The organism is Pandoraea sp. SD6-2 (genome assembly GCF_000389825.1).
GTDB lineage: Bacteria > Pseudomonadota > Gammaproteobacteria > Burkholderiales > Burkholderiaceae > Pandoraea > Pandoraea communis.
Genome location: NZ_KB944431.1, coordinates 126,149 through 150,305, shown reverse-complemented (window position 1 = coordinate 150,305; position 24,157 = coordinate 126,149). Strand labels below are relative to the sequence as shown.

Here is a 24,157-nt window from a genome sequence, read left to right as displayed (position 1 = left end):
GATCCGTCTCTTTCCCCGTTCTCCCCCCCTAACGCTAGCGCAGCGGCACCGATGCCAAGGTGGCAACGACCGTCTCCGCCAACTCCTCCGGATCCACCGCACTCACGTCTGAATCTGTCTGCAACGGCACCGATTGACACTGCGGCGTCAGTCGCAAATAGGGGGGCTCAGCCTTCGCAAAGAGCGTCACGCTCGGCGTGGATGTCGTGTGCGCCACATGCATCAAACCACCATCGGCACCCACGAAAAGTGCAGCGTTTGCAATCACTCGCTTCGCTTCACGCAACGTCAACTGACCCACGTACGACGCCAATTGCAGATTGACAAATTTCGCCGTCATCAACGCCTTCGCCGCATCAGCTCCATTGCCCGATCCCAACAACACAATGCCCGCCGGCATCCCCGGTTGGTACGCTATGTCGTATGCCTGCAAGAACTCACGCCATTGCGCATATGTGCGGCGCGGCTCCACACCCCCCATCGCAAGCACCAGAAACGGCCCCGCCGGCAGTTGCTGCGCCACAGCCTCCGGTAACTCCGACTCCCTGCGTAGATACGGCTTTGCACGCGCAAACAAGTCGTCGGACGCCAGCCCCAACGAGAAGACATCGTTGACGGCCGCAAAGCTGAACTGTGTCTGATTACGATCCGGGCCGTGGAAGAAGCGGAACAAGCAGGCAAAGGGCAGCGACGGGAAGAATTTTCGCTTCAGCCGCAGAGTCGGATAGTTGAATTCCTGCAATACGATGACGTCGTATTCGCCCGGATTCACGCTCGCGGGATCGTCGTAGACGTGACGGAAGATATCGTCACCCTCGAACAACGCCTTCAGCCCCGGCGTAATCAGCAGATCGACAGGCCCCTCACGTCCACGCAACAGCGCCCGGCCTGACATGTCCATCACGGCATCGCCCACCGACGCCTTGCCGCCATAGATCCACAACACCCGCGCATTCGGCGCCACATGACGCACTTCTCGATTCGACTGCCCGCTTATCGCGAGACGCAAGCGCCGGTGCAGATATTTTTTGGCAACGCTCAACGACGACGTGCGTTGCATGAAGACGTCGGGCTCGTGATACACCCACGCATAAGGAATGCGGGTGCTCGGCTCGGTAAGGGCGCCTAGACGGCGGGCAATGAAGCGCTGCAATGGCATGGTCGAATCGAAAGCAGGTGGGCCGCCGCCTCGCCCCCGCATGCCCGTGAAATAAGCTCACGCCGCGAGTCAGGCGACAGCGCCGGAAGTTCGGGAGTATGCCACGTCTGTCCGCGAAAACGGCACCGCAACCCCTTCCCTTGCCGCCCGCCCGTCGCCGCCTGCATCTCCCGTTTTCCCTCGACAAGGCCCGTCACACCACCTGAAAGTGGTGCGTGCCGTCTCGATGCAGTTGATCGACGAGCCCAAACTCCCAGTCGAGATATGCCTGCATCGCCTCAGCAGCGTTATCGGTGCCTTCATACGGACGGCGATATCGATCATCACGCACACTGGCCAATCGCGTCTCGCCCGACTCCAACGGCAGTCCGGCATTGATCCACGCCTGCGTACCACCATCGAGCACCACGATCTCGGCATCGCTCAGACGTCGCAGATCCGCAGCCGCAAAGCGCGCGAGCAAGCTCGAGCCGCAGGTGAGCACGTAACGCTGTGCAGGTCCGATCTTGCGCAACGCCTCAGCCAGCCGCGCACGAATGACGAACCACGCGCCCGGTATGTGACGTTTGACGTAATTGACACCGGACGTGAAGTCGAGCACCGCGACCTGCCCCGGCACCGCCTCGTCGAGCCACCGCGCCAGCAACGCGGGTGAGACGGTCGCCACGTCAGGCGCGCTCGGCGTATGCAATGGCCAGCCACCCCGCGCACTGCGCGCCTCGGCGCTGTGCGGTTCGACCACGTACACGGTCCAGCCCATCTGCGCCAGCCACGAACCGGTCATATCGGCACGCACGCCATCGTCGTCCGCCAACACGATCCACGCGCCACGCACCGGCACCTGATGGTCGGTCTCCTGCACGAGTTGCCCGCCCGGCGCACTCGCAAAGTCAGGCAAGTGCCCCGCTTCATATTCTTCCGGCGTGCGCACGTCAAAGCGATACACGGTGCGCCCCGGCGCATTCAGCGACGCCACGTCGGCTAGCGCGATGCGGCGTACCCCGGCACGATCGGCAACGGCTCTCGCCCCCTCCCGCGCAACCGCCAGTGTCGCTTCACGCACGGTGGACGGATGACGGCGATCCGCCCCTCGCTCGAGGGTCTGACCGGCCAGCGTCCAGCCAATGGTGCCGTTGCGCAATGCCGCCACCGGATTCGGCAATCCGGCATTGACGAGCGATTGCGTGCCGATGATGCTTCGCGTGCGCCCCGCGCAGTTGACGATCACGCGCGTGGCCGGATCCGGTGCGAGTTCACGAACACGCAGCACCAATTCGGCACCGGGCACGCTCGTCGAACCGGGAATGTTCATGGTCTGGTATTCGTCGAAGCGGCGCGCGTCGACAACGACCATGTCGGCCTCGGCATCGAGCAGTGCCTGCACTTCCTGCGCCGACAGCGACGGCGTATGACGCAATCCCTCGACCCACTCGCCAAAAGCCTTGCTCGGCACGTTGACGTCGCGGAACACTTCACCGCCCGCAGCAATCCAGCCGTCGAGGCCGCCCGCGAGCAAATTGACGTTCGTGTAGCCCAGTTTGCGAAGCACACTCGCTGCGAACGGCGCGAGATCCTGAGCGTTGTGCTCGCCGTACACGACGACCCGTGTGTCGCGTCGCGGAATGCGCGCCCATGCGTCGATTTCTACACGCGAGAGCGGAAGATTCGCAGCCCACAACGGATGTGTCTGCGCATACGGATCTTCTTCACGGACGTCGAGCAGAGCAATTTCCTCGCGCGCGAGCAACGCGGCGCGCACGTCGGCAAAGGTCAGTTCGGGGAAGGTGAAATCGGCGGCGGCGAGCGCCTGGTCAGCCGTCTGCGACGGCGCGTCAGTCGAGTGAGCGGACACGGTGGTTCCTTGAATTCGTCGAACGTTGCTTCGGTATCGTGTGTCGGCACGGCGAGGTGCCCCGTCTGCGTATGCCAGCGGCCATTGTCGCAGAAGGGCCCCGCACAAGTGGCACACCATGTGGTGCACTGCGGCATGTGCAGTGCGGCTGATGGGCGCGCGGCTCTCAGACGCGTGGCGCCGCTCTGCCCCAAGGGTTCGGTAACTGCGCGTTCGCATAGCCGGAGACGAAGCCTTTGCGCTCGCCCGACTCGGTGAACACGCTGCGATGCACCGCACCAATGTTGGCGCCATACACGTGAATGCTCACCGACACCCGGTCGGCGTAGGCGTTGGTCACACGGTGAATGTCCCCCAGACGCGGCGACAGCACCTCCACGTCGCCCGGCGACAAACGCACCGGCTCGCCCGCAATGACAGGCACGCCCTTTGCGTCGAGCACGTAAGGCAGGGAGTCCTCCGCGCCGCGCAGCATGCCGATCAGGCCCCACACGGTGTGGTCGTGAATCGGTGTGCGCTGCCCCGGCCCCCATACGAAACTCACGATGGAAAAACGCTGTGCGGAATCGCAATGCAGCAGGTATTGCTGATAGTGATCGGGATGCGGGGTCGCGAACGCCTCGGGCAGCCAGTCGTCGCGAGCGACCAATTGGGCGAGCAGCCCGGCGCCCTCTTCAAGGAGCGTCGTCTCGTGCGGACGGCGTTCTAGCAGTCGCGAGAATGCGGCAACAAAGTTGCGCAGCGGATCGAGCGCTTCGTAATCATGGTCGGGCACATCACCGCTCAGTGCGATGCCATCCAAAATGGCGGTCATACGGATTCCCGGAAAGCAGCGAGCGCCCGCCGGCCGGCAGCGCCCAGAATGGTGTCGTTTTGCGGCGTGTGAATGCGGCTGCACAGCACGTCGCGGTGGTAACGCTCAAGCGGATTGTTACGCGAAAGTCCATGATTGCCAGAGAGCTGCAAAGCGAGTTCGAGAACCCGAATGGCATTGCCCGTTACCGTGAACTTTAACGCACCGCTGGCGATGTCGTCATCCGGCACGCCGGCGTCAGCCGACTCGGCCGCCCCATCGAGCAATCGCTGGTTCACATGCAGCAATGTCGCAATCTCGCCCACCGTCTCCTGAATGCGTGGCACGCTGGCGAGCGGCGCGCCAAGATTACCCGGCACGCGCGTGTTCAGGAACGTCACGAGCCAATCGACACCCGCGCGCGCCACCGCGTCATAGAGGGTGCCCAGCAACACGCTCATCCACGCCTGTTGTTCCATGTGCGCGTCGTTATCCGGCTGACCGATGCCCGCCGGCGCCCACTCATGGGGCAAGCGAATATCGACAGCATTGCCGAAAGGCAGGTCGACATCTTCAAGAACGACTTCGTGACTGCCCGACGCGCGCAGCCCAAGGTGATCCCAGTTCTGAATGACGCGAATACCCGGCCGGTCGGGCAGCGCCTGCGGACCATCAGGACGTGGCACGAGAAATACCCCGACACGCGGCTCCGGTTCGTCGGTTCGTGCCCAGACCGACAACCAGCGTAACGCCGGAATGCCGGTGCAGTAGAGCTTGCGGCCAGACAGCCGCCAGCCGGACTCGGTACGTCGTGCCATGGTGGACGGCAAGCCGCCCCGGGCTGGCGTGCCCAGATCGGGCTCGACGCGCAGCGCATTGATCAACGCGCCGTCGCGCACCGCACTATCGAAAACCGCACGTCGTTGCGCCTCGGGCCAGTGCGTGCTCGTCCGGACGAGCGAGCGGTGCTGAAGGTAGGTCATCGTCAGCACGAGCGCGGTGGCCGATTCGCCCGCCGCAACGGCGCCGACGATGCGCCGCGCCGCGACCAGCCCGCCACCACCGCCGCCCTGCGCACGCGGCACGATTTCGGCAATCAGCCCGTGACGATGCAACAGGGCGAAGTTCTCGAACGGGAAGCGTGCCTCGCGGTCGAGCGCCGCCGCACGCTCGGCGAGCGTGCGTGTAATGGGAGGCAGCAAGGCAGCCAGTTGCGCAAGACGTGCCGGACCATCGGCCCGCGGCAGAGGTAGCACCGCGCCGGACGGCGCCTGGTTCGCTGGCGACGGCAACGCGTCGGACAGCAACGGCGATTGACCAAGAGAAGACATGGCTTTTGGAATAAGCAAATACGCGTTTGGCACAGCGCGTGCCTTCTTACGCAGTGCTCATAGCGTAAGGCCCGGCTCAGCCTCGCCCAACCATCCATATCGAATAATCTTTGCGGAAATGATTATTTAACGGCCGCGAATTGTTTGCGTAGGCTCACTCACGTTCACCGTCTGTTTCCGATCGATGGGCGTGTAGCGCAAACCGACCCACGTCGCCGTGCACGCGTCCTGCCCCAAATAAGGAGAGCGTTCATGAGCGTCGAGATCATCGGCATGATTCAAAGCAGTAAGCAATCCGAAATTCATCCGCAAAACGGCCCGGCGGTCGACCGCGACTACGTGCGTAATTTCGCCCGCGCCCACGAGCAGTCCGGCTTCGACCGCATTCTCGTACCGCACCATTCCACCAGCCCGTCCGCCACGCTCACGATCGCCTACGCGACGACGGTGACCGAGAACATCCACTTCATGCTCGCGCACCGCCCGGGCTTCGTCGCGCCGACGCTGGCCGCGCGCCAGATCGCCACGCTCGATCAGTTCAGCGGCGGCCGTCTCGGCGTTCACTTCATCTCGGGCGGCTCCGATGACGAACAGCAACGCGACGGCGACTTTCTCTCGCATGACGAGCGCTACGCGCGTACCGACGAGTATCTGAGCATCCTGCGTCGCATCTGGACTGAAGACCGCCCGTTCGACCATGACGGCACGTATTACCGCTTCAAGCAGGGCTTCTCGGAGGTCAAGCCGGTGCAACAACCACACGTGCCGATCTTCTTCGGCGGTGCGTCGGAAGCCGCGCTGGAAGTCGCCGCCAAGCACGCAGATATCTATGCCCTGTGGGGCGAATCGCTCGATCAGGTGCGCGACATCACCACGCGCGTACGCGCGGCCGCCGCAGTGCACGGCCGCGTGCCGCGCTTCTCGGTGTCGTTCCGCCCGATTCTCGGCGAGACCGAAGCGAAGGCCTGGGCGCGCGCCGATCAAATTCTCGCGCAGGCGAAAGCTATTCGGGAAGCCGCTGGCCTGACGCAAGGTTCGGCGCTGCAAAGCGAAGGCGCACGACGCCTGCTCGCCGCCGCCGATAAGGGGGCGCGCCTCGACAAGGTGCTGTGGACGGAGATCGCCAAACTCATCGGCGGACGCTCGAATTCGACCGCGCTCGTCGGCACGCCCGAGCAAGTCGCCGACGCGCTGCTCGATTATTACGACCTCGGTGTGACGACGTTCCTCATTCGCGGCTTCGATCCGCTGGGCGACGCCATCGACTATGGCCGCGAACTCATTCCGCGTCTGCGCACCCTGGTGGCCGAACGCGATCGTCAAAACGACGCCACGCGCCGCGCGGCCTGATGAAGGAGAGACTGCCCATGGCTGCCGTTCTGCCCGTCGACACGCATACGTTCGCACGCTCGACGTCCACCCCCGCCCCGACACGCACCACGCCCACCGGGCTCGTGCTCAACGCCGCGCCGCAGCAGCGCTTCTGGTTCGACGCGCCGCCGGTGCGCAACGATGTGCTTGCCGAGCGCCGCCACCGCCAGACACGTCTGGCCGCCGCGTTTCGCATCTTCGCGCGCCACGGCTTCGACCTCGGACTGGCCGGACACATCACGGCGCGAGATCCCGAGCTGACCGACCACTTCTGGGTCAATCCGCTGGGCGTGCACTTCTCGCGCATCAAGGTCTCCGATCTGCTGCTTGTCAATGCCAGGGGCGAGACGGTCGTGGGCGACAAGCCGCTCAACAAGGCGGCGTTCGCGATCCATGCCGCCATTCACGAGGCCCATCCGCATCTCGTTGCCGCCGCACACACGCACTCGACCTACGGCAAGGCATGGTCGACGCTCGGACGCGCGCTCGATCCGCTCACGCAGGATTCGTGCGGTTTCTTCGAAGACCACGCACTGTTCGACGACTTCACCGGCATGGTGGTCGACGACAGCGAAGGCAACCGTATCGCCCGCGCGCTGAACAAGCCCGACGGCAGCGGCACGGTCAAGGGCGTCATTCTCAAGAACCACGGCATTCTCACAGCGGGCCCGACCGTCGAGGCCGCCGCATGGTGGTACATCGCCCTCGAGAACGCCGCGCACACGCAGTTGCTCGCGCAAGCCGCCGGCACGCCGCAGCCGATCGACGATGCGACGGCGCGCCACACGCACAGTCAGGTCGGCGGCCCGGAAGGCGCGCTGTACTCGTTCGAAAGCCTCTACGAAGGACTGGTTGCCGCCGAGCCGGATCTGCTCGACTGACGTCGCGGGGCGTGCCTCACGCGCCCCATTTCGCCACCCGCACACAAACATCAGAAATCATCAGGGGAGTCGTCTCCATGAAGTTTCGTCACACCGCCAACGGCTCGGAAGTCACGACGCAACACGAAGTTCACCCCGGCCGCCGCAAGGTGCTGCGCGCGGGCACGGCCGCCGCACTGGCCGCCCCGGCCCTCTTGCTCGGACGCCGTGCGTGGTCGCAACCGCGCAAGCTCACGTTCGCATGGAATCAGAACTCGTTCTGCCTCACGCCGATCGTCGCCGCGCAGGAACGCGGCTTCTTCGAGAAGAACGGCCTGCAAGTCGACCTGATCAACTACAGCGGCTCGACCGACCAGTTGCTCGAATCGATTGCCACCGGCAAGGCAGACGCCGCCGTCGGCATGATCCACCGCTGGCTCAAGCCGCTCGAAGCCGGTTTCGACGTGAAGATCATCGGCAGTTCGCACGGCGGCTGCGTGCGCTTGCTGGGCGCGAAGGCCGCGGGCGTGACGTCGCTCGCCGCGCTCAAGGGCAAGACCATCGGCGTCTCCGACCTTGCCGCACCGGGCAAACACTTCTTCCAGATCCTGCTCGCCAAGAACGGCATCGACGCCGAGCGCGACATCACCTGGCGTCAGTACCCGGCCGACCTGCTTGGCGTGGCCGTCGACAAGGGCGAGATTCAGGCGATTGCCGACGGCGACCCGAATCTGTATCTGCTGGAGAAACGCACCAAGGGCGCGTACGTCGAACTGGCCACCAACCTGAGCGGCGAATACGCCCGCAAGGTGTGCTGCGTAATCGGCGCGCGCGGGGAACTGGTGCGCAACGACCGCGCAGCAGCTAGCGCGCTCGCACGCTCCATCGTGCAAGCCACCGAGTTCGTGAACGAGAACCCGAACGAGGCCGCGAAGATCTTCGCCAAGTATTCGCCGAAGATCAGCCCCGAAGACCTGCGCAAGCTGTACGCAACGCTCACCTACTCGCACCATCCGACCGGCGCAGACCTGCGCGATGAAATCGCCTTCTTCGCCGACGACTTCCGCCGCATCGGTGTGCTCAAGAAGAGCACCGACCCGCAGAAACTGGCGCAGCACGTCTACGCCAATGTCCTGGGATAAACGACCATGAGTGCCATTCTCGACAACGCTGCGCTACGCGGGGCCTCTCCTGCCGGCGCACTGGAACTCGCCGAACAGACGGCGGGCACAACGCTGCGTGTGCCCGTGCCCCGCTTCGACGACACCGACATCGATCAACGCTTCGCCGCCCCCCGCACGCCCGCCTTGTGGGGCACCGGATTCGCCGCCGCGCTCGCATGGGCCGCCTTCGGCGCGCTCACGCTGCGCTGGCCCAACAAGATCGTGGGCTTCTCCGACTGGGCCTTTACCGACGAACTGGGCGCGTTCGCACTCGTCGCCGCCGCCATACTCGCTGTGCTGTCGGTCGCAGGCCGCGCCACCCCGCCGTTGCTGCGTTTGCGCGAAGCACTTACCGGTGCGGGCCCGTGGCTCGTCGCCATCGCGCTCGTGCTGGCCGCGTGGGAAATCCTCACCGCAAAGACCGGATCGCTGCCCACGCCGTTCTTCGCCCCGCCGCAAGCCCTCATCGAGGTCTATACGGACGATTGGCGACGCCTCGGCGACAGCGCCGTGAACACGCTCAAGCTGCTCGGCATCGGCTTCGGACTCGGTGCCATCGCAGGCTTTCTGATCGGTGTGTCGATCGGCTGGTCTCGCGCGATCGGTTACTGGGTCCATCCGGTACTGCGCGTACTGGGCCCGGTGCCTGCCACCGCCCTGCTGCCGCTCACGTTCTACTTCTTTCCGTCGAGCTATTCGGCCGCAACGTTCCTGATCGCGCTGTCGACGGCATTTCCTGTCGCGGTGCTCACGTGGTCAGGCGTCGCAGGGGTGAACAAGAGCTACTACGACGTTGCCCGCACGCTCGGCGCGTCGGATGCATTTCTGGTGCTGCGCGTCGCGATTCCCGCTGCACTGCCCAACGTTTTCGTCGGTCTTTTCATGGGGCTTGGGGCATCGTTCTCGGTGCTCGTCACCGCCGAGATGATGGGCGTGAAGTCCGGCCTCGGCTGGTACCTCACGTGGGCGCAGGGCTGGGCCTCCTACGTGAACATGTACGCCGCCCTGATCGTCATGGCATTGCTCTTCTCCGGTGTCATTACGCTGCTCTTCACCGTGCGTGACCGCGCGCTTGCGTGGCAGAAAGGAACCGTCAAATGGTAAGCGCCGCAACGTCTTCTCCTACACTCGACCCGCGGGACGCTGGCGCTCCGGCGTCTCATCCCGCGAGCGACAGCGCCGCCTCCGCGAACGACACCGGCGCGCGGATCGATATTCGCGGCGTCGATCATTGGTTCGGCACGCGGCAGGCACCGTTGCAAGTGCTCGACGGGGTGAACTTGAGCGTCGCGCCCGGCGAGTTCGTGGCGTTGCTCGGCCCAAGCGGCTGCGGCAAGTCCACGTTGCTGCGCCTCGTTGCCGGACTCGAGACCGCGACACGCGGCACGATCACGCAGGATGGCACGGCGATTACGCGTCCCGATCCGTCGCGCATCGTGGTGTTTCAGGACCCGACGCTTTACCCGTGGCGGCGCGTGCGCGATAACGTCGCACTCGGTCTGCAAGCCCGCGGCGTGCTCGGCAAGGAACGCCAGCGAGTCGACGCAGCGCTCGCACGCGTGGGCCTTTCGGAGTTTGCCGATGCGTTTCCGCATCAACTCTCCGGCGGTATGGCGCAGCGCGTGGCACTCGCCCGGGCGCTCGTCAACGACCCGCGTCTGCTGGTGCTCGACGAGCCGCTCGGCAAACTCGACTCGCTCACGCGCCTGGCGATGCAAAGCGAACTGGTCGATCTGTGGCAACGCGCCGGTTTCTCGGCGCTGCTCGTCACGCACGATGTCGAGGAAGCCCTCTTCCTGGCGCAACGCGTAATCGTGTTCAGCCCGCGCCCGGCGAAGATCGTGGCGGAGCTACGTGTCGATCTGCCCTATCCGCGCCATCGCGGCGACGCGCGCATTACCGAACTGCGCCACGAAGCGCTCCGACACCTGGGGCTCGATGCAAGCTGGTAATCGCGCAGGTCGTGGTGTCACGAAGCGAATGAAGTCGACGTACCGGCCGTCATCGGCGTTATCGGCGTCATCGGAGCGCCTCCCGGCGGAGCGCGCCCGATGACGTCGCCCCCCTCGCATCTCTGGCTTAACGCCCTGCTGCAAGCCCTTCAGTTCGTGCAGTCCGCCGGGCTGGACACGCTCTATGCGCTCGGCATCACCGGCGACTCGCATGGCGCGCCGGCGTGGCCGTGGGACGTGCGCATCGCCGGTGAAAATCTCGTCATCGACGTTGCCCTCGCCCGTCAGTTCGGCGGGATGCTCGCGGCCATCGCGTTTGCGCTCGCCTGCGTGCTGCTGGCGCTGTTCTGGCGACGCGCGTGGCGCTGGCTGCTCGCCGCCGCCCTTGGCGCACTTGTGCTGGCCCCATGGCCGTCCCCATCGCTTTGGCTGACGGCCGCCGTGCCGACCAGTTTCCATACGAGCCCGACGGGCTTCTCCGTGCAGAGCATCTCGCGAGGCTCACGTGTGTATGCGGCCCAGTGCGTTGCATGTCACGGCGCCGACGGACGCGGCGAAGGCCGGCTGGCCTCCACGTTGCACCGGTGGCCGCCGACCATGGCGAGCGCCTTACTAAGCCGCCGCGCAGACGGTGAACTGTTCTGGCATGTGTTGTATGGCATGCGCGACGATCGGGGCATGACGATGCCCGGCTTCGCCGGACGGCTGAGCGATCGCGAAATCTGGGCCGCACTCGATTACATGCGCGTGCTCTCGGCGTCGGCCGGCATGGCCGCTGGCGGCAGTTGGCCCGTGCCGATTGCATTGCCCTCCCTCGCAGTGACGTGCACCAACGGCCCCACCCGGAATATCGCCGTGTGGCGCGGCAATCAGCGGGTGCGCGTCGTCGCGGTCGATGCCAATCATCCGCCCCCGTTTGAAGACCCGCGTTTCCTCACCCTGCTGGTCGAGCGCAATGGCCCGTCACCACATCAAGGGGCCGGCATTCGCAAGGTGGCAGCGCAACGTCCGGAGCGCACGCCGGCGGCCAATGTCACAACCCTGTTCGGTGCGCGAGCCGACTGCGTGGCCGATGACCCCGAGGCATGGCAGGTCTTCGCACAGATTGCCGGGGCTTCCCCGTCAAGCGTCGCAGGCACCGAATGGCTGGCAGACCGTGACGGCTGGTTGCGCGCCCTCGCCCCCGCCGGCCGCCGGGGCTGGGCCGACGGCGGCCTGATGTGCACAACGTCGACCGCCCTGCCGGACGGCGCTCTGGCGGCCCTTCGCGCAGACCCGCTCACCACCGCGCTGCGCCAAATGGACGACGACCCCGTGCGCTTCGTCAAAGGCGGCTTCGTGCACTAGCCATCGCTCAGCGTCCGCTCCGGACTTCCCCTTTTCCAATCCACCACAGGCATTCATCATGACGATTTCCCGACGCCGCTTTCTCCAATACGTCACGACCACCAGTGCGGCGGGTGCGCTGACCACACTCGCGCTGCCCGGTGTGTCTTACGCGCAGTCCGGCCGCCCGATCCTCAAGGCTGGCGATCAGAAAGGCGGTCTGCGTGCGCTGCTCGAAGCCGCAGACGAACTCAAGGCATTGCCCTACGACATTCAGTGGACCGAGTTCCCCGCCGCCGCACCGCTGGCCGAAGCGCTCAATGCGGGTGCCGTCGATTGCGGTCCGATCGGCGACGCGCCGGTGATCTTTGCGCTGTCGGCGGGTGCCGCCATCAAGATCATCGGGGCCAATCGCTCCGATGCGTACGGCACCGCCGTGATCGTGCGGCCAGACGCCACGCTGCGCACCGCCACCGACCTCAAGGGCAAAAACATCGGCACGACGAGAGGCTCCATCGGTCACTTCGTCACGCTCAAGGCGCTCGCCGCCGCCGGTCTGGCACCGAACGACGTCAACTTCCGCTTCCTGCCGCCAGCCGACACCATCACCGCGCTGGCCAGCGGCTCGGTCGACGCATGGGCGACATGGGAGCCCTACACCGCCGTGGCGGAGACCACCGGGCGCGGACGCGTGCTTGTGAACGGACGCGGACTCTGGTCGGGGTTGAGCTATCTCGCGGCGACCGACACCGCCATCGCGAGCAAACAGGACGTGCTGCGCGATTTCCTCGCGCGTGCCGTGCGTGCCCAGGTCTGGTCCTATCAGCATGTCGATGCATTCTCTGCGGCCATGGCGCGTATCGTCGGCATCCCGCCCGAGGCCGCGAAACTACAGTTCTCGCGACGCGCCACGAAATGGCGCAACATCGACGACGCGCTCGTCGCAGAGCAACAGCGTACGGCCGACTTTTACTCGCAAGTCGGCTTGCTCCGGCAACCGCTCGACGTGAAGACTACGTTTGACCGGCGCTTTCCCATCAAGGCCTGATGGCGGCAGCGGAGGGCGGGGAAAGCTCCGCCATGCACGCCAGCGCATGAGCCGTCGCGGGAATTGTTGGGATACGCAGTCTAAGATCGACTTTGAACGCGCTTCGGCGTGAGGCTGGAAAGTGTCTTAATTCCGGCAGCAGTCAATAGGCCAGAAGTGCTGACGATCCCGGCAGCAGTCCACGAACACCACGCAGGTGATGTTGCAATAACAATAAGGAACGGACGCCGATCGCAAGATCGTACAAGCTACTCAAGTTCAGCTCGATTACCCTATGAACCTTTTTGGGAAAGAACAGGATCGGTCAGATCATGATGCGAAAAATTTTCTGGGACGAACCTTACAAAACAACGCTGGATACCATCGTCAGTCAAGTTGACGGTGAGCAAGTCCAGGTCGAGTCGACGATATTTTTTGCGTTCTCCGGCGGCCAGGAGAGCGATTATGGTTCGCTTGGCGGATACCCGGTTATCAAGGCCGAAAAGCTTGGTCTGGAAATCGTTTATACCTTGCCGCACGACCATTCGCTACGTGTGGGGGACTGCGCCACATGGCGAATTGACTGGGAGCGGCGCTATCGTCTGATGCGCCTGCACTTTGCCGCAGAAATGGTCTTGCAGTTGGTATATCGGCTACGCCCGGGCATCGAGCGCATCGGCGCCCACATCGCACAAGATAAGGCGCGCATCGATTTCGCGAGCGATGTCAGCCTGGCACCGTTGTTTCCCGAGATTGAATTAGAGGCAGCGAATTTGACGTCGCGCAACCTCCCTATCCTCACAGGTTTCAGCGACGTCCAAACACAGCGAAGGTACTGGAAAGTCGATGGCTTTGCGATGATGGCATGTGGAGGCACGCATCCAAAATCGACTCGCGAGATTGGTGCGGTGAAACTCAAACGCAAAAATACGGGGCGAGGAAAGGAGCGAATTGAGATCTTGCTGGTGCAAGCCTAGTGTGTTGCATTGACCGGGGGAATCCACAGCCAGAATCCGACACTCAAATGGATTTTCGTAGCAGCCAATCACGAGCGAATAGTGCGCGGCGTCGTCCGGTGGCCTTCAACAACGATCGACCTTCCTGGCCTACGGATGAATGGTTTCGCCGCGATTCAGCGTGCTGTTGAACGCCTCGATTTTACGCACCCGTGTTTCGGGCTTTTTAGCGTTCTGCATCCGAAACAGGATCGCGTAGCGGTTATGGCCGCCAGCGCGACGAGTGCCGCCTGTGGTAGCGTGACGCTTTCCGTCTCACTTGCGTGCGCGTCACGCCGCGCCCTTTCGCCATGCTCGACTTCGACGCCGACGCGCTGATGCGCCTCGTCACGACGCCCATGCCATTCGGCAAACACAAAGGCACCTACATCGCCGATCTGCCGGGCAACTACCTGAGCTGGTTCGCCCGCGAAGGTTTCCCGCCGGGCGAGATCGGCCGCCTGCTCGCCCTCATGCACGAGATCGATCACAACGCCTTGGGTGAATTGCTGCGGCCGCTGCGCGCGAAAGCGCAGGCCGTGCGCGCCCGATAAGCCGGAATCGGCCGGCGCGCCGCCCGCACGTCCAGGCACATCCTCGCAGGGCCGTCAGGCCCGCACGGCGCCAGTGAGCATCGGCGGCAGATGGCGGCGTACCCACTGCGTTTGCTGCTCGTAGGCGTGTGCCAGTTGCAGCACGGCAAGATCCGCTTGCGCAGGTCCGATGATTTGCAGTCCCATCGGCAAACCGCGTGCATCGAACCCGACCGGCACGCTGATCGCCGGCAACCCGGCCAGCGTCGGCCCGATCACGACTTCCATCCACCGGTGGTAGGTGTCCATCGGCTTGCCCGCCAAGGATGTCGGCCAGTGCATTTGCGCATCGAACGGGAACATTTGCGCCGACGGCAGCAACAGGAAGTCGTAACGCTCGAACAATCGTGCGAGCGAGCGGTACCACTCACTGCGATCGACGCTCGCGCGAAACACGTCGGCAGCGCGCAACGCGTCGCCCCCTGCGACTTCCCATTGCGCCTCCGGCTTGAGCTTGTCGCGACGTGCCGGATCGGCATACATCGCGCCCAGCGAACCGTTCACGAGCCAGTGACGCAGCGTAAGCCACGTCTGCCACAGCCGGTCCGGTGCAAAGTCGGGCATGCACGGCGCCACTTCGCATCCCATCGCCGTGAAGTCGCGCAACGATGCTTCGCACAACGCCATCACGCCGTCTTCCATCGGCAGATAACCGCCGTAGTCGCCGAGCCAGCCCAGCTTCACGCCCTTCACGTCACGCGATAGCGCACTCGCGAACGGCGGCGTCTCGCCAGCGAGCGAAAGCGGGCTTCGCGCGTCGTAGCCGGCCTGCGTTGCGAGCAATTGGGCGACGTCGGCCACCGTTCGGCCCATCGGCCCTTCGGTGCTCAGTTGCTGGACGAAGACTTCGGGTGTCGGGCCATACGGCACACGGCCCTGCGACGGCCGCATGCCGTACACGTTGCCGAACGCCGCCGGGTTGCGCAGCGATCCCATCATGTCGCTGCCGTCCGCCACCGGCAGCAGGCGCAGCGCCAGCGCACTGCCTGCCCCGCCGCTGCTGCCACCGGCGATGCGCGTTGTGTCGTAGGCGTTACGCGTGGTGCCGAAGACCGGGTTGTAGCTGTGCGAACCCAGTCCGAACTCGGAAACATTGGTCTTGCCGATGAAAATCGCGCCCGCAGCGCGGATGCGCGCGACGCTGATGCTGTCCTGCGTGTCGGGGGCTGCCGACGTCAGAGGCGAGCCCTTGCGTGTGGGAAATCCGGCACAGGCGGCCATATCCTTCACCGCGTGCGGCATGCCGTGCATCCAGCCAAGATACTGACCGTTCGCCAGTTGCCGGTCGCGCTCGTCGGCCTGCGCCAGCAACGCGTCGGCATCTCGCAGCGACACGATGGCGTTGACCGCCGGGTTGTACTGCGCAATATGAGTGAGATAGGCCTGCATCACCTCACGGCACGAAACCTGACGCGTGCGAATGGCGCCGGACAGTGCGAGCGCGTCGAGCGCGACGATATCGTTCAGGGGAGTGTCGGGGGTAGCCGTGGTGTTGGCTGCGGCTGCACTCGTTTGGGCAGCCATGGGGGGCAGGTCTGGCACGATGGCCATGCGTCTATCTCCTTGGCGGTGGCGTCGATCGGTGCGACGCCGTTGTCTGTCACGCCATTGTCGGTCAAACCCGCCAAGGATGCCGAGGGGAAAATTAAGTCCGCCACGGCGGTGGAAATACGTCAGTTCTCATCTTCAGCGATGCCCGGCGCATCAGTGCGTCAGCGGATCGAGACCGGTCGATTCGACATCCTTTGCAACGGCAGGCGCGGCCATGTACGTCAGCAGCTTCTTCGCCTCGTCAGGATGCGGCGCATTCACCGGTACGCCGCCCGCGAAGCGCGTGACCGATTGCAGCGACTCGGGAATCTTGCCCGCGAACACGGCGCCCTTGACCGGCAGCAGTTCGCTCACCTGTTGCAATCCCAGTGCGTAGTCGCCGGCGGCCACCTTCTCGGCGACGGGCGTCTTCTGCACCATCACCGATTTGCCTTGCATCTGCTCGGCGATGCCCAGTTTCTTGAAGAGCTCACGCTCGATATACACGCCGCTGGCGCTGTCGGAGTACGCGACCGACTTCGCGGCCAGCAGCGCCGCCTTCAGCTTCTCGGGGGTGCTGACATCCGGCACGGTGTCGCCCGCTTTGACGACGACACCGATACGCGAATCTGCCAGATCGACGCGCGAATCGGGGCGCACCTTGCCCGCCTTGATGAGATCGTCGAGCGCGTAACCGACCATGATGACGACGTCGGCCGACTCACCCCGCGCCAGACGATTCGGGATCGCCTCCGGCGCTTTGCCCATCGACGGCCCCCAGGCTGTGTCGACGTGGTCGCCGCTCGATGCCTCGAACTTGGGCAGCAGCAGCTTGTACGCGGCCGTGAAGCCGCCGGAGTTCATCACGCGCAGGTCTTCTGCGTGAGCGGATGTGGCAGCGAACAGCGCCGTCATCGCGACGCCCGCACCGAGCGTGGCAAACAGGCGTCGGGCTGCGCTCGTGCGCACAGAGATGGAAGTGTTTTTCATGGCGCGCGCTCTCAGCCTGCGGCAAGTTCGGTACGGGTGCGGCCTTGCCCGCCGGGGCGGCCACGATAAAGCGCCAGCGTCGCACAGATTGCGCATAGCGCGGCGAAGCTCATCCAGTAACCCGGCGCAGCCTTGTCGCCCGTGGCATGGATCAGATACGTCGACAATGCGGGCGTGAAGCCGCCGAAAACCGCCGTCGCCAGGCTATAGGCCAGCGAGAATCCGGCCACGCGCACGTCTGGCGGCATCACTTCGGTGAGCGCTGGGATCATCGCGCCGTTGTACATGCCGTACAGGAACGAGAGCCACAGCAACGCGATCAGCATGCGCGTAAAGCTCGGCGCCTGCACGAGGAACGACAGAACCGGATAGGCGCTCACCAGCGTAAGGCCCGCGAAGAGCAGCAGCACCGGACGACGGCCAATGCGGTCGGAGAGCGTGCCGCCGATCGGCAGCCAGATGAAGTTCGACACGCCCACGCACAGCGTGACGAGCAGCGCATCGGCGCTCGAGAGGTGCAGCACGCTCTTGCCGAACGTCGGTGCGTAGACAGTAATCAGGTAGAACGCCGTCGTGGTCAGCGCCACGAGCATCGTGCCGCCGAGCACCACGCCGGCATTGGCGGCCATCGAACGGAATACTTCGCCGACCGACGGGTGATGCTTGCGTTGCTTGAACTCCTCGCTCTCTTGAAGCGAGCGGCGCAGCGCGAAGATCACCGGCACGATCATGCAGCCCACGAGGAACGGCAGGCGCCAGCCCCACGAGGCAATCTCTTGCGCCGTCAACGTGAGCGAGAGCACAAAGCCAAGGCCCGCCGAGACCACGATGGCGACCTGCTGGCTCGCGGACTGCCAGCTCGTGTAAAAGCCCTTACGGCCCGGCGTGGCGATTTCCGCCAGATACACGGACACACCGCCCAGTTCGGCACCGGCCGAGAAGCCTTGCAGCAGACGGCCGATCAGCACCAGCACCGGCGCGGCCAGACCGATGGTTTCGTAACCCGGCACGAAGGCGATGAGAATGGTGCCGCTCGCCATGATGGCCAGCGTGGTGACCAGCCCTTTGCGACGGCCGACGTTATCGATGTACGCGCCCAGCACGATGGCGCCGAGCGGGCGCATCAGGAAACCCGCGCCGAAAACGGCAAAGGTCAGCATGAGCGATGCGAATTCGCTGTCCGTCGGGAAGAAGACGCGAGAGATCTGGGTGGCGTAGAAACCGAACAGGAAGAAATCGAACTGCTCGAGGAAGTTGCCGGCCGTCACACGCAGAACCGCGCCGGCTTTCGATGGGCGACGCGAAACCGCGTCTTGGGGGCGCTGTGACATGCGCTGTCTCCGTTTTGCATGCAGCCCGGGGGGCGGGCCGCCAATGAATCGTCGCATTGCGTCTCTGCCAGGGACGTGTCGAACCGTCGTGGACGCTTTTTTGAAACCGCCAATGGTGCGCCGGAAGTTCCCCGGTTGTGAATTGCAAGTTTTGGAAAGATTGATGCGCATACGCTATCAATCATAGGATGCTAATGCGCCTACCGATCGGTAACACGTTACACTCTGCGCCACGCCCGAACCCGCGGCTATCCCCCGGTGTCCGTGCCGCGTGCGGCGCTTGCCCGACTCTCATCCCCCCAATGTCATGGCGATCAATTTCGATCTGAACGATTTGCAGGCCTTTCGCGCGGTGGCGCAACTCGCGAGCTTTCGCCGCGCGGCCGAAGCCATTCACCTCTCGCAGCCCGCACTCTCGCGCCGCATCGACAAGCTCGAGGAGGCGCTGGGCGTCAAGCTCTTCGAGCGCAGCACGCGGCGCGTGGCACTCACCAACGTCGGGCGCGCGTTTGCACGCGATGCCGAACGGATTCTCGACGATCTGGATAACGCGCTACTGGGTATTCGAGACGTGGCGTCGTCGAGCCTCGGGCATGTGACCATCGCCTGTGTGCCGTCTGCCGCGTATTACTTCATGCCGCAGGTGATCTCGCGCTACCACCAGGCGTATCCGCGCATCCGCATCTCCGTGCTCGACGCCAGCGCCAACGAGGTGCTTGCCGCCGTGGTGAACGGCGATGCCGATTTCGGGTTGAATTTCATCGGTAGTCAGGAGCCGAACATCGAGTTCAAGCTCCTGCTGCAGGAGCGTTACGTGGCGGCGTGCCGGCGCGATCATCCGCTCGCGGGCAAGAAGCGGGTGACGTGGCGAGAGCTTTACGAGTACGACTACATCACTGTCGGGAAGGCCTCGGGTAACCGCCTGCTGCTCGATCAGGCGCTGACGGCGCTGCCGCAACGCCCGCCGAGTATCTGCGAGACACAACATGTGACGACGATGCTCGGACTGGTCGAAGCGGGCCTGGGTGTGGCGGCCGTGCCGACGATGGCGATGCCGGGCGGCGACCACCCGTTGCTCACGAGCGTGCCGCTGGTCGATCCCGTGGTGACGCGCCGCGTCGGCATGATCCGGAGCAAGGCGCGGCCGCTCTCGCCAGCGGCCGCCCAGTTGTATCGCTACGTGGCCGAGATGAAGGTGCCGTCGCGGCGCCGCACGGGCGGCGAGGCCGTATAGCCGAATCGCAGCGAATGCACGCAAGGTAACATTTCGTTACCGACCTTACGAGAAGTGAAACATTGAGGTAGCGGCGACGGAACGATGCGTCTTTATACTTGCCTCGCGTTCATTCGAATCCACTTCAAGACTCATGCTCAAGCGAATTTTCCCGATGGTGGCGATCGCCGCCGTGGCAGCAACGACTTCCCTGACGGCTTCGGCCAGTGACATGAACAATGCCCTTGGCGGCGCGCTGGGCGGCGTGGCAGGCGCGGCCGTGGGCGGTGCGCTTGGGGGCAGCACCGGTGCTGTGGTGGGAGGTGCGGTTGGCGGTGGCGCCGGCGGCGCAATCACGTCGAACCGGCGCGAGCGCACGGGCGCCATTGTCGGTGGTGCGCTGGGCGGTGGTGCCGGTACGGCGGCAGGCAATGCGATGGGCGGGCGCTCCGGCGGCCTGATCGGCGCGGCCGTCGGCGGCGGCGCGGGTGCCGCGCTCGGCGGCAACATGTCGCGCTCGAACTCGTACGACGATGACGACCACTACCGCGGAAAGCGCCGCGGTCATCACAAGCACCATCATTGATCGGTCTGCGCCGGTCTTCACCGAAACGAAGCGTCCCGTGATTGCAGGGCGTTGTCCGGATGGGGTTGCCCCCGACGGAAATAAAAAAAGCCGCAGCGCGATTCGCTGCGGCTTTCGTGTTTTTCCAGCCGGCCGATTACCGTCCGCCTGGCTCCGGCAGGTACGGGCCAATGCCCGTCGGATAACTGCCCGGGATCAGCATCGACGAATCGAGACGGTCAATGGTCGTGCGGCCGGTCAGTGCCATGGTCACATCCATCTCCTTCGCAATGACCTCCAGCGCGCGGCGCACACCCACCTCGCCCATCGCCCCCAGACCGTACAGGAACGGACGCCCGATGAGCGTCCCCTTCGCGCCCAGGGCCATCGCCTTGATCACGTCCTGACCGGAACGGATGCCGCCGTCGAGCCAGACCTCCGTGTCGCGCCCCACCGCCGCCACAATGTCGGGCAGCGCGCGAATCGTCGAGATCGCACCGTCAAGCTGACGCCCGCCGTGATTGCTCACCACGATCGCGTCGGCCCCGGTGTCGCGTGCGGCACGCGCATCTTCAGGGTCGAGCACGCCCTTGAGCACGAGTTTGCCGCCCCAACGCTTCTTGATCCACTCGACGTCGTTCCACGACAGACGCGGGTCGAACTGCGCCGCCGACCAGGCGGCAAGCGAACCGATGTCATCCACGCCCTTGGCATGACCCACGATGTTGCCGAAGGTGCGTCGGCGTGTTCCCAACATGCCCATGCACCAGCGCGGCTTGGTCATCATGTTGGCAATGTTCGGCAACGTCAGCTTCGGCGGCGCCGACAGGCCATTCTTGATGTCTCGATGACGCTGACCGCTGATCTGCAAGTCCATCGTCACCATCAGTGCCGAACACCCTGCGGCCTTGGCCCGGTCGATCAAACGCTCGATGAAGTCGCGATCGCGCATCACATACAACTGGAACCAGAACGGCGCCTTGGTGTGTGCCGCCACGTCTTCGATGGAGCAGATCGACACGGTCGAGAGCGTAAACGGCACACCGAACGCTTCAGCCGCACGCGCCGCGAGAATCTCGCCGTCCGCATGCTGCATGCCTGTCATGCCCGTCGGCGCCAGCGCCACCGGCATGGCGACCGACTCTCCCAACATCGTCGTGCGCGTGCTGCGATGCTCGATGTTCACGGCAACGCGCTGCCGGAACTCGATACCGCCGAAATCCGCCGCATTCGCCCGATAGGTCGCCTCCGTCCACGACCCCGAATCGACATACTCGTAAAACATGCGCGGCACGCGCCGCTGTGCGAGAACCCGTAAGTCCTCGATGGTGGTAATCACTGCCATGCTGTGTCTCTTCTTCCGGGAAATTCCAACCGTCTTTTGGCGATTAGTTAATATGTTATATAATTTTTACTTCGGCTTGACGAGGTCCACGAGGGACTGCGTGTGTTTAATTGTCTTGAGCACGATGTTCGACTGAATCGACATCACGGCAGGCGCCCGGTATAGCTCATTGACGATGAAATCGGAGTAGTGCGCGAGGTTACGGGCTCTTACCGTCAAGATGTAATTGGCCGAGCCGGTGACGATTCGCGCAGTCACGACTTCCGGCCAGTTCTGCACACATGCGAGAAATTTTTCATGCCACTGATCGACGTCCGGTCGGAGCGTGATTTGCACTAACGCCTCGAACTCCAGGCCGATATGCTGTGCGTCCACGATGCAGCGGTATCCGGAAATCACCCCGCGGTCCTCGAGCAATTTCACCCGGCGAAGGCAGGCCGACGGCGACAAGCCGACGGCATCCGCCAACTCCTGGTTGGAGATGCGTCCGTTGAGTTCCAGATGGCGGAGGATGCGCAGATCGGCAAGGTCGAGGTTCATTGGCAGAATCCGTCAAGTTTTGACGAATTCTGGCAGATCCTTCGATTCACCGCCAGTTGCCCGGCAGGAATGGCAAGCCGATTCGTACCGAGAAGAATCCGTGACCGTCTATATCGGAAGGCGCAGCGGATCCGTTTTTAAGTCCGTCGCCCGTCTACAAGAGAAAGGAGACCCATGAAGTCTGCAATTCCGGCCAGTCTGGCCATCCTCTCGGCCGCTTGCGGCCTCGCCTTCAGCACCACCGCTACCGCCCAAAGCGCCGTCACCCTGTACGGAATCGTCGATCAAAGCGTGCGGTATCAAACCAACGCCAACGCCAACAACGACGCCCTGTGGCAAGTGACCAACGGCGCCGTAACCAACAGCCGTTTCGGCTTCAAGGGCTCGGAAGACCTCGGCGGCGGCACAAAGGCGATCTTCCAGTTGGAGTCGGGCATCAACCCGCAAAACGGTCAACTCACGAACGGTCCCCGACTGTTTGACCGCTATGCTTTCGTCGGCCTGCAAAACCAGTACGGCGCGATCAAGATCGGCCGTCAGGCAACCGAGGCGTTCAACGTCTACGGCGACTTCGATCCGCTCACGATCGGCAACTATGCGAATAACTCGTGGATGTACAACATCACGCGTGGCCGTGTGGACAACGCCGTGAGCTATGCCGGCACGTTCGGCGGCCTGTCGGTCGGTGCGACTTACGGTTTCGGCAACACCGCCGGCACGATGGCCGCGAGCAACTACTGGGGCACCCGTGCTGCCTACACGATGGGACCGTTGCAGGTCGCCGGCGTGTATCAGCAAGCGCGAGACGCCGCCAAGCGCGTGCAGCAGATGTGGGGGCTGGGCGGTATCTACAGCGTCTCCATCGCCAAGGTGTTCGTCGGCTACATGGGCGGTCGCGATCGCAGCGGCTGGCTCGACGGCACGCTCAACGACCCCGCGCACGCCGTCACCACAGGTAACCTGAACGACAATCCGCGCAAGGACATGACGTTCTATCTCGGCACGACGATCCAGGCCATGCCGAACCTCGCGATCACGGGTGCCGCGTATTTCGACGACATCAAGAACATCAACGCGCAGGCGAGCGATGCCGGTTCGGGCCGTCGCTACACGTACGTGCTGCTCGCCGAGTACGCCCTGTCGAAGCGCACGCAAGTCTACGGCACCGTCGACTACAACAAGGTCAGTGGCGCCGCACGCGTGGAACTGCCGGGTAACGCGACGCAAGTGGGCGTGGCAACGGGCATCCGTCACATCTTCTAAGCCGATGGCGCGAAACGCAGACTCGCGTTGCCCGCCTCAAGCGTGACGCTTGCTGCCGTACTCCATCATTGAAAACGACTCGGGGGCACCGAAAGGTGCCCCCGAGTTCGTTGCCTGCCTGAACTTATTTGGCCGACTTGCGCTGCTTGACGATCCGCTCCAGCAATTGCCGTGTCTGCTCGAGTACCGCCTCACGCACCATCCGATTACGATCGGCATTCGGTTCGCTGGCCCATCCCATCGAACAATCGACGGAGCGGCGCATCACGCGAAATGCCATGCCCAGCGTGCTGATGCACACGGCGCGAATGCGCATCTCCTCGTTGTCAGGCGCCACCCCCGCGAGGCGGGTCACGATGTTCGCGCCAACCGCCGCGAGCCGGCTTGAAAAGCGCTCGTGAAACGCCTTGAACCCGGCTTCCGGCCCGAGCCCCGCTTGCTCGCGAGCCATGAACATGTGCCAGCCATCGATCTCCGGGACCTCCTCCATGAAGCCTGCCTTGCGGATCTGTAGCTCGCAAAAGGCGTCCATGAGTTGCTTGTCGGTCGCGCCGGGATCGGCCACCACACGCTCGGCCGACTCGATGGCCTCTCCCATCTGGCCCAGCACAAGACCCAGGATGTACTCGACGCACGCCTTGTACACCCCTTCCTTGTTGTCGAAGTAGTACTGCAGCGCCGGCGCGTTCACCCCTGCCTCGTTCGCGATGTCTCGCGTAGACGCGCCGGCAAAGCCGTACTCTCCGAAACACTTGATCGCCGCGAGGACGATGCGCGCGCGCGTTTCCTCGCCACGTTGATACCCCGTGTCGACTGCATGCCGCGCACGCGTTGCCACGCCCCGAGCACGCCCTGCACGTGAAGTCCCTGTCATGTATGTCCTTGCTTGCCAAAACTTTCGTCAAAAATATAACACTTGACACAAATCGATCAACTGGAATAATTGTGCCGAATGGAA

At 64.1% G+C, this 24,157-nt stretch carries 22 protein-coding genes and 1 pseudogene; 12 read left to right on the top strand and 11 right to left on the bottom strand.

Translation table 11 applies throughout. The features are described from left to right. Positions 1-34 precede the first annotated feature (34 nt). From C266_RS08225 to C266_RS08210, 4 genes are all read right to left on the bottom strand, one after another. The gene (locus C266_RS08225) at positions 35-1,159 is read right to left on the bottom strand and encodes a glycosyltransferase family 9 protein (protein ID WP_010808556.1); all 1,125 of its coding nucleotides are present in this window, start codon (positions 1,157-1,159) and stop codon (positions 35-37) included. Positions 1,160-1,352: 193 nt separating this feature from the next. Further along, a complete protein-coding gene (locus C266_RS08220) occupies positions 1,353-3,131 on the bottom strand; it encodes a rhodanese-related sulfurtransferase (protein WP_081636213.1) in 1,779 nt (592 codons plus the stop codon). 46 nt (positions 3,132-3,177) lie between these two features. Next, the gene (locus tag C266_RS08215) at positions 3,178-3,825 is read right to left on the bottom strand and encodes a cysteine dioxygenase type I (protein ID WP_010808554.1); all 648 of its coding nucleotides are present in this window, start codon (positions 3,823-3,825) and stop codon (positions 3,178-3,180) included. Further along, the gene (locus C266_RS08210) at positions 3,822-5,135 is read right to left on the bottom strand and encodes an acyl-CoA dehydrogenase family protein (protein WP_010808553.1); all 1,314 of its coding nucleotides are present in this window, start codon (positions 5,133-5,135) and stop codon (positions 3,822-3,824) included. The genes C266_RS08215 and C266_RS08210 overlap by 4 nt, the downstream gene beginning before the upstream one ends. A 252-nt stretch (positions 5,136-5,387) precedes the next feature. On the opposite strand from C266_RS08210, the gene C266_RS08205 reads away from it, so the two are divergent. The 8 genes from C266_RS08205 to C266_RS08170 all read left to right on the top strand — a co-directional run bounded on the left by C266_RS08205 (position 5,388) and on the right by C266_RS08170 (position 13,811). Next, positions 5,388-6,485, top strand: a complete 1,098-nt coding sequence (locus C266_RS08205) for an LLM class flavin-dependent oxidoreductase (RefSeq protein WP_010808552.1) — start codon at positions 5,388-5,390, stop codon at positions 6,483-6,485. Between the two features lie 17 nt (positions 6,486-6,502). Further along, positions 6,503-7,387, top strand: coding sequence for a class II aldolase/adducin family protein (locus C266_RS08200; RefSeq protein WP_010808551.1), 885 nt, complete (start codon positions 6,503-6,505; stop codon positions 7,385-7,387). A 77-nt stretch (positions 7,388-7,464) separates the two neighbouring features. Next, positions 7,465-8,508 carry an ABC transporter substrate-binding protein gene (locus tag C266_RS08195; RefSeq protein WP_010808550.1) on the top strand — a complete coding sequence of 348 codons (1,044 nt, stop codon included), beginning with the start codon at positions 7,465-7,467 and terminating at the stop codon, positions 8,506-8,508. Between the two features lie 6 nt (positions 8,509-8,514). Beyond that, positions 8,515-9,633: an ABC transporter permease gene (locus tag C266_RS08190; protein ID WP_010808549.1), complete on the top strand. Its 1,119-nt coding sequence runs from the start codon at positions 8,515-8,517 to the stop codon at positions 9,631-9,633. Continuing rightward, positions 9,627-10,481, top strand: a complete 855-nt coding sequence (locus C266_RS08185) for an ABC transporter ATP-binding protein (protein WP_010808548.1) — start codon at positions 9,627-9,629, stop codon at positions 10,479-10,481. Before C266_RS08190 ends, C266_RS08185 begins: the two co-directional genes overlap by 7 nt. A gap of 99 nt (positions 10,482-10,580) precedes the next feature. Beyond that, complete coding sequence (locus C266_RS08180) at positions 10,581-11,828, top strand: cytochrome c (protein ID WP_010808547.1); 1,248 nt, start codon at positions 10,581-10,583, stop codon at positions 11,826-11,828. Between the two features lie 58 nt (positions 11,829-11,886). Beyond that, positions 11,887-12,855, top strand: a complete 969-nt coding sequence (locus C266_RS08175) for an ABC transporter substrate-binding protein (RefSeq protein WP_010808546.1) — start codon at positions 11,887-11,889, stop codon at positions 12,853-12,855. Positions 12,856-13,166: 311 nt separating this feature from the next. Beyond that, positions 13,167-13,811: an alanyl-tRNA editing protein gene (locus C266_RS08170; RefSeq protein ID WP_010808545.1), complete on the top strand. Its 645-nt coding sequence runs from the start codon at positions 13,167-13,169 to the stop codon at positions 13,809-13,811. Between the two features lie 129 nt (positions 13,812-13,940). Here C266_RS08170 and C266_RS27320 read toward each other — a convergent pair. Then, positions 13,941-14,054: pseudogene (locus C266_RS27320) on the bottom strand (YdeI/OmpD-associated family protein); the annotation flags it as partial. Between the two features lie 86 nt (positions 14,055-14,140). On the opposite strand from C266_RS27320, the gene C266_RS08165 reads away from it, so the two are divergent. After that, the gene (locus tag C266_RS08165) at positions 14,141-14,383 is read left to right on the top strand and encodes a DUF3820 family protein (protein ID WP_036662073.1); all 243 of its coding nucleotides are present in this window, start codon (positions 14,141-14,143) and stop codon (positions 14,381-14,383) included. 54 nt (positions 14,384-14,437) lie between these two features. On the opposite strand, the gene C266_RS08160 is transcribed toward C266_RS08165, so the two are convergent. The 3 genes from C266_RS08160 to C266_RS08150 form a co-directional block, all read right to left on the bottom strand. Next, the gene (locus tag C266_RS08160) at positions 14,438-15,946 is read right to left on the bottom strand and encodes an amidase (RefSeq protein WP_051126195.1); all 1,509 of its coding nucleotides are present in this window, start codon (positions 15,944-15,946) and stop codon (positions 14,438-14,440) included. A 180-nt stretch (positions 15,947-16,126) separates the two neighbouring features. Further along, positions 16,127-16,867, bottom strand: a complete 741-nt coding sequence (locus tag C266_RS08155) for a substrate-binding domain-containing protein (protein WP_051126194.1) — start codon at positions 16,865-16,867, stop codon at positions 16,127-16,129. Positions 16,868-16,953: 86 nt separating this feature from the next. Beyond that, positions 16,954-18,273: an MFS transporter gene (locus C266_RS08150; protein ID WP_010808540.1), complete on the bottom strand. Its 1,320-nt coding sequence runs from the start codon at positions 18,271-18,273 to the stop codon at positions 16,954-16,956. A gap of 307 nt (positions 18,274-18,580) precedes the next feature. Here C266_RS08150 and C266_RS08145 point away from each other — a divergent pair, with 307 nt between their 5' ends. Together C266_RS08145 and C266_RS08140 are read left to right on the top strand one after the other, a co-directional pair. Further along, positions 18,581-19,507 carry a LysR family transcriptional regulator gene (locus C266_RS08145; RefSeq protein WP_010808539.1) on the top strand — a complete coding sequence of 309 codons (927 nt, stop codon included), beginning with the start codon at positions 18,581-18,583 and terminating at the stop codon, positions 19,505-19,507. Between the two features lie 133 nt (positions 19,508-19,640). Continuing rightward, complete coding sequence (locus C266_RS08140; RefSeq protein ID WP_010808538.1) at positions 19,641-20,072, top strand: hypothetical protein; 432 nt, start codon at positions 19,641-19,643, stop codon at positions 20,070-20,072. 136 nt (positions 20,073-20,208) lie between these two features. On the opposite strand, the gene C266_RS08135 is transcribed toward C266_RS08140, so the two are convergent. Beyond that, positions 20,209-21,396 carry an alpha-hydroxy acid oxidase gene (locus C266_RS08135; RefSeq protein WP_010808537.1) on the bottom strand — a complete coding sequence of 396 codons (1,188 nt, stop codon included), beginning with the start codon at positions 21,394-21,396 and terminating at the stop codon, positions 20,209-20,211. Between the two features lie 66 nt (positions 21,397-21,462). After that, positions 21,463-21,936, bottom strand: coding sequence for an Lrp/AsnC family transcriptional regulator (locus C266_RS08130; protein WP_010808536.1), 474 nt, complete (start codon positions 21,934-21,936; stop codon positions 21,463-21,465). Between the two features lie 174 nt (positions 21,937-22,110). Between C266_RS08130 and C266_RS08125 the strand changes: the two genes are divergently transcribed. Then, entirely contained in the window at positions 22,111-23,199 is a 1,089-nt protein-coding gene (locus tag C266_RS08125; protein ID WP_010808535.1) for a porin, read from the top strand. A gap of 124 nt (positions 23,200-23,323) precedes the next feature. On the opposite strand, the gene C266_RS08120 is transcribed toward C266_RS08125, so the two are convergent. Further along, on the bottom strand, positions 23,324-24,073 hold the full coding sequence (locus C266_RS08120; protein ID WP_051126191.1) for a CerR family C-terminal domain-containing protein: 750 nt from the start codon (positions 24,071-24,073) through the stop codon (positions 23,324-23,326). Positions 24,074-24,157: the final 84 nt, after the last annotated feature.

Excerpts from the sequence above, each read along its gene's own strand:
- C266_RS08225 (WP_010808556.1), bottom strand. The coding sequence starts at position 1,159 with ATGCCATTGCAGCGCTTCATTGCCCGCCGTCTAGGCGCCCTTACCGAG.
- C266_RS08220 (WP_081636213.1), bottom strand. The coding sequence starts at position 3,131 with ATGGTGTGCCACTTGTGCGGGGCCCTTCTGCGACAATGGCCGCTGGCA.
- C266_RS08215 (WP_010808554.1), bottom strand. The coding sequence starts at position 3,825 with ATGACCGCCATTTTGGATGGCATCGCACTGAGCGGTGATGTGCCCGAC.
- C266_RS08210 (WP_010808553.1), bottom strand. The coding sequence starts at position 5,135 with ATGTCTTCTCTTGGTCAATCGCCGTTGCTGTCCGACGCGTTGCCGTCG.
- C266_RS08205 (WP_010808552.1), top strand. The coding sequence starts at position 5,388 with ATGAGCGTCGAGATCATCGGCATGATTCAAAGCAGTAAGCAATCCGAA.
- C266_RS08200 (WP_010808551.1), top strand. The coding sequence starts at position 6,503 with ATGGCTGCCGTTCTGCCCGTCGACACGCATACGTTCGCACGCTCGACG.
- C266_RS08195 (WP_010808550.1), top strand. The coding sequence starts at position 7,465 with ATGAAGTTTCGTCACACCGCCAACGGCTCGGAAGTCACGACGCAACAC.
- C266_RS08190 (WP_010808549.1), top strand. The coding sequence starts at position 8,515 with ATGAGTGCCATTCTCGACAACGCTGCGCTACGCGGGGCCTCTCCTGCC.
- C266_RS08185 (WP_010808548.1), top strand. The coding sequence starts at position 9,627 with ATGGTAAGCGCCGCAACGTCTTCTCCTACACTCGACCCGCGGGACGCT.
- C266_RS08180 (WP_010808547.1), top strand. The coding sequence starts at position 10,581 with ATGACGTCGCCCCCCTCGCATCTCTGGCTTAACGCCCTGCTGCAAGCC.
- C266_RS08175 (WP_010808546.1), top strand. The coding sequence starts at position 11,887 with ATGACGATTTCCCGACGCCGCTTTCTCCAATACGTCACGACCACCAGT.
- C266_RS08170 (WP_010808545.1), top strand. The coding sequence starts at position 13,167 with ATGATGCGAAAAATTTTCTGGGACGAACCTTACAAAACAACGCTGGAT.
- C266_RS08165 (WP_036662073.1), top strand. The coding sequence starts at position 14,141 with ATGCTCGACTTCGACGCCGACGCGCTGATGCGCCTCGTCACGACGCCC.
- C266_RS08160 (WP_051126195.1), bottom strand. The coding sequence starts at position 15,946 with ATGGCTGCCCAAACGAGTGCAGCCGCAGCCAACACCACGGCTACCCCC.
- C266_RS08155 (WP_051126194.1), bottom strand. The coding sequence starts at position 16,867 with ATGACGGCGCTGTTCGCTGCCACATCCGCTCACGCAGAAGACCTGCGC.
- C266_RS08150 (WP_010808540.1), bottom strand. The coding sequence starts at position 18,273 with ATGTCACAGCGCCCCCAAGACGCGGTTTCGCGTCGCCCATCGAAAGCC.
- C266_RS08145 (WP_010808539.1), top strand. The coding sequence starts at position 18,581 with ATGGCGATCAATTTCGATCTGAACGATTTGCAGGCCTTTCGCGCGGTG.
- C266_RS08140 (WP_010808538.1), top strand. The coding sequence starts at position 19,641 with ATGCTCAAGCGAATTTTCCCGATGGTGGCGATCGCCGCCGTGGCAGCA.
- C266_RS08135 (WP_010808537.1), bottom strand. The coding sequence starts at position 21,396 with ATGGCAGTGATTACCACCATCGAGGACTTACGGGTTCTCGCACAGCGG.
- C266_RS08130 (WP_010808536.1), bottom strand. The coding sequence starts at position 21,936 with ATGAACCTCGACCTTGCCGATCTGCGCATCCTCCGCCATCTGGAACTC.
- C266_RS08125 (WP_010808535.1), top strand. The coding sequence starts at position 22,111 with ATGAAGTCTGCAATTCCGGCCAGTCTGGCCATCCTCTCGGCCGCTTGC.
- C266_RS08120 (WP_051126191.1), bottom strand. The coding sequence starts at position 24,073 with ATGACAGGGACTTCACGTGCAGGGCGTGCTCGGGGCGTGGCAACGCGT.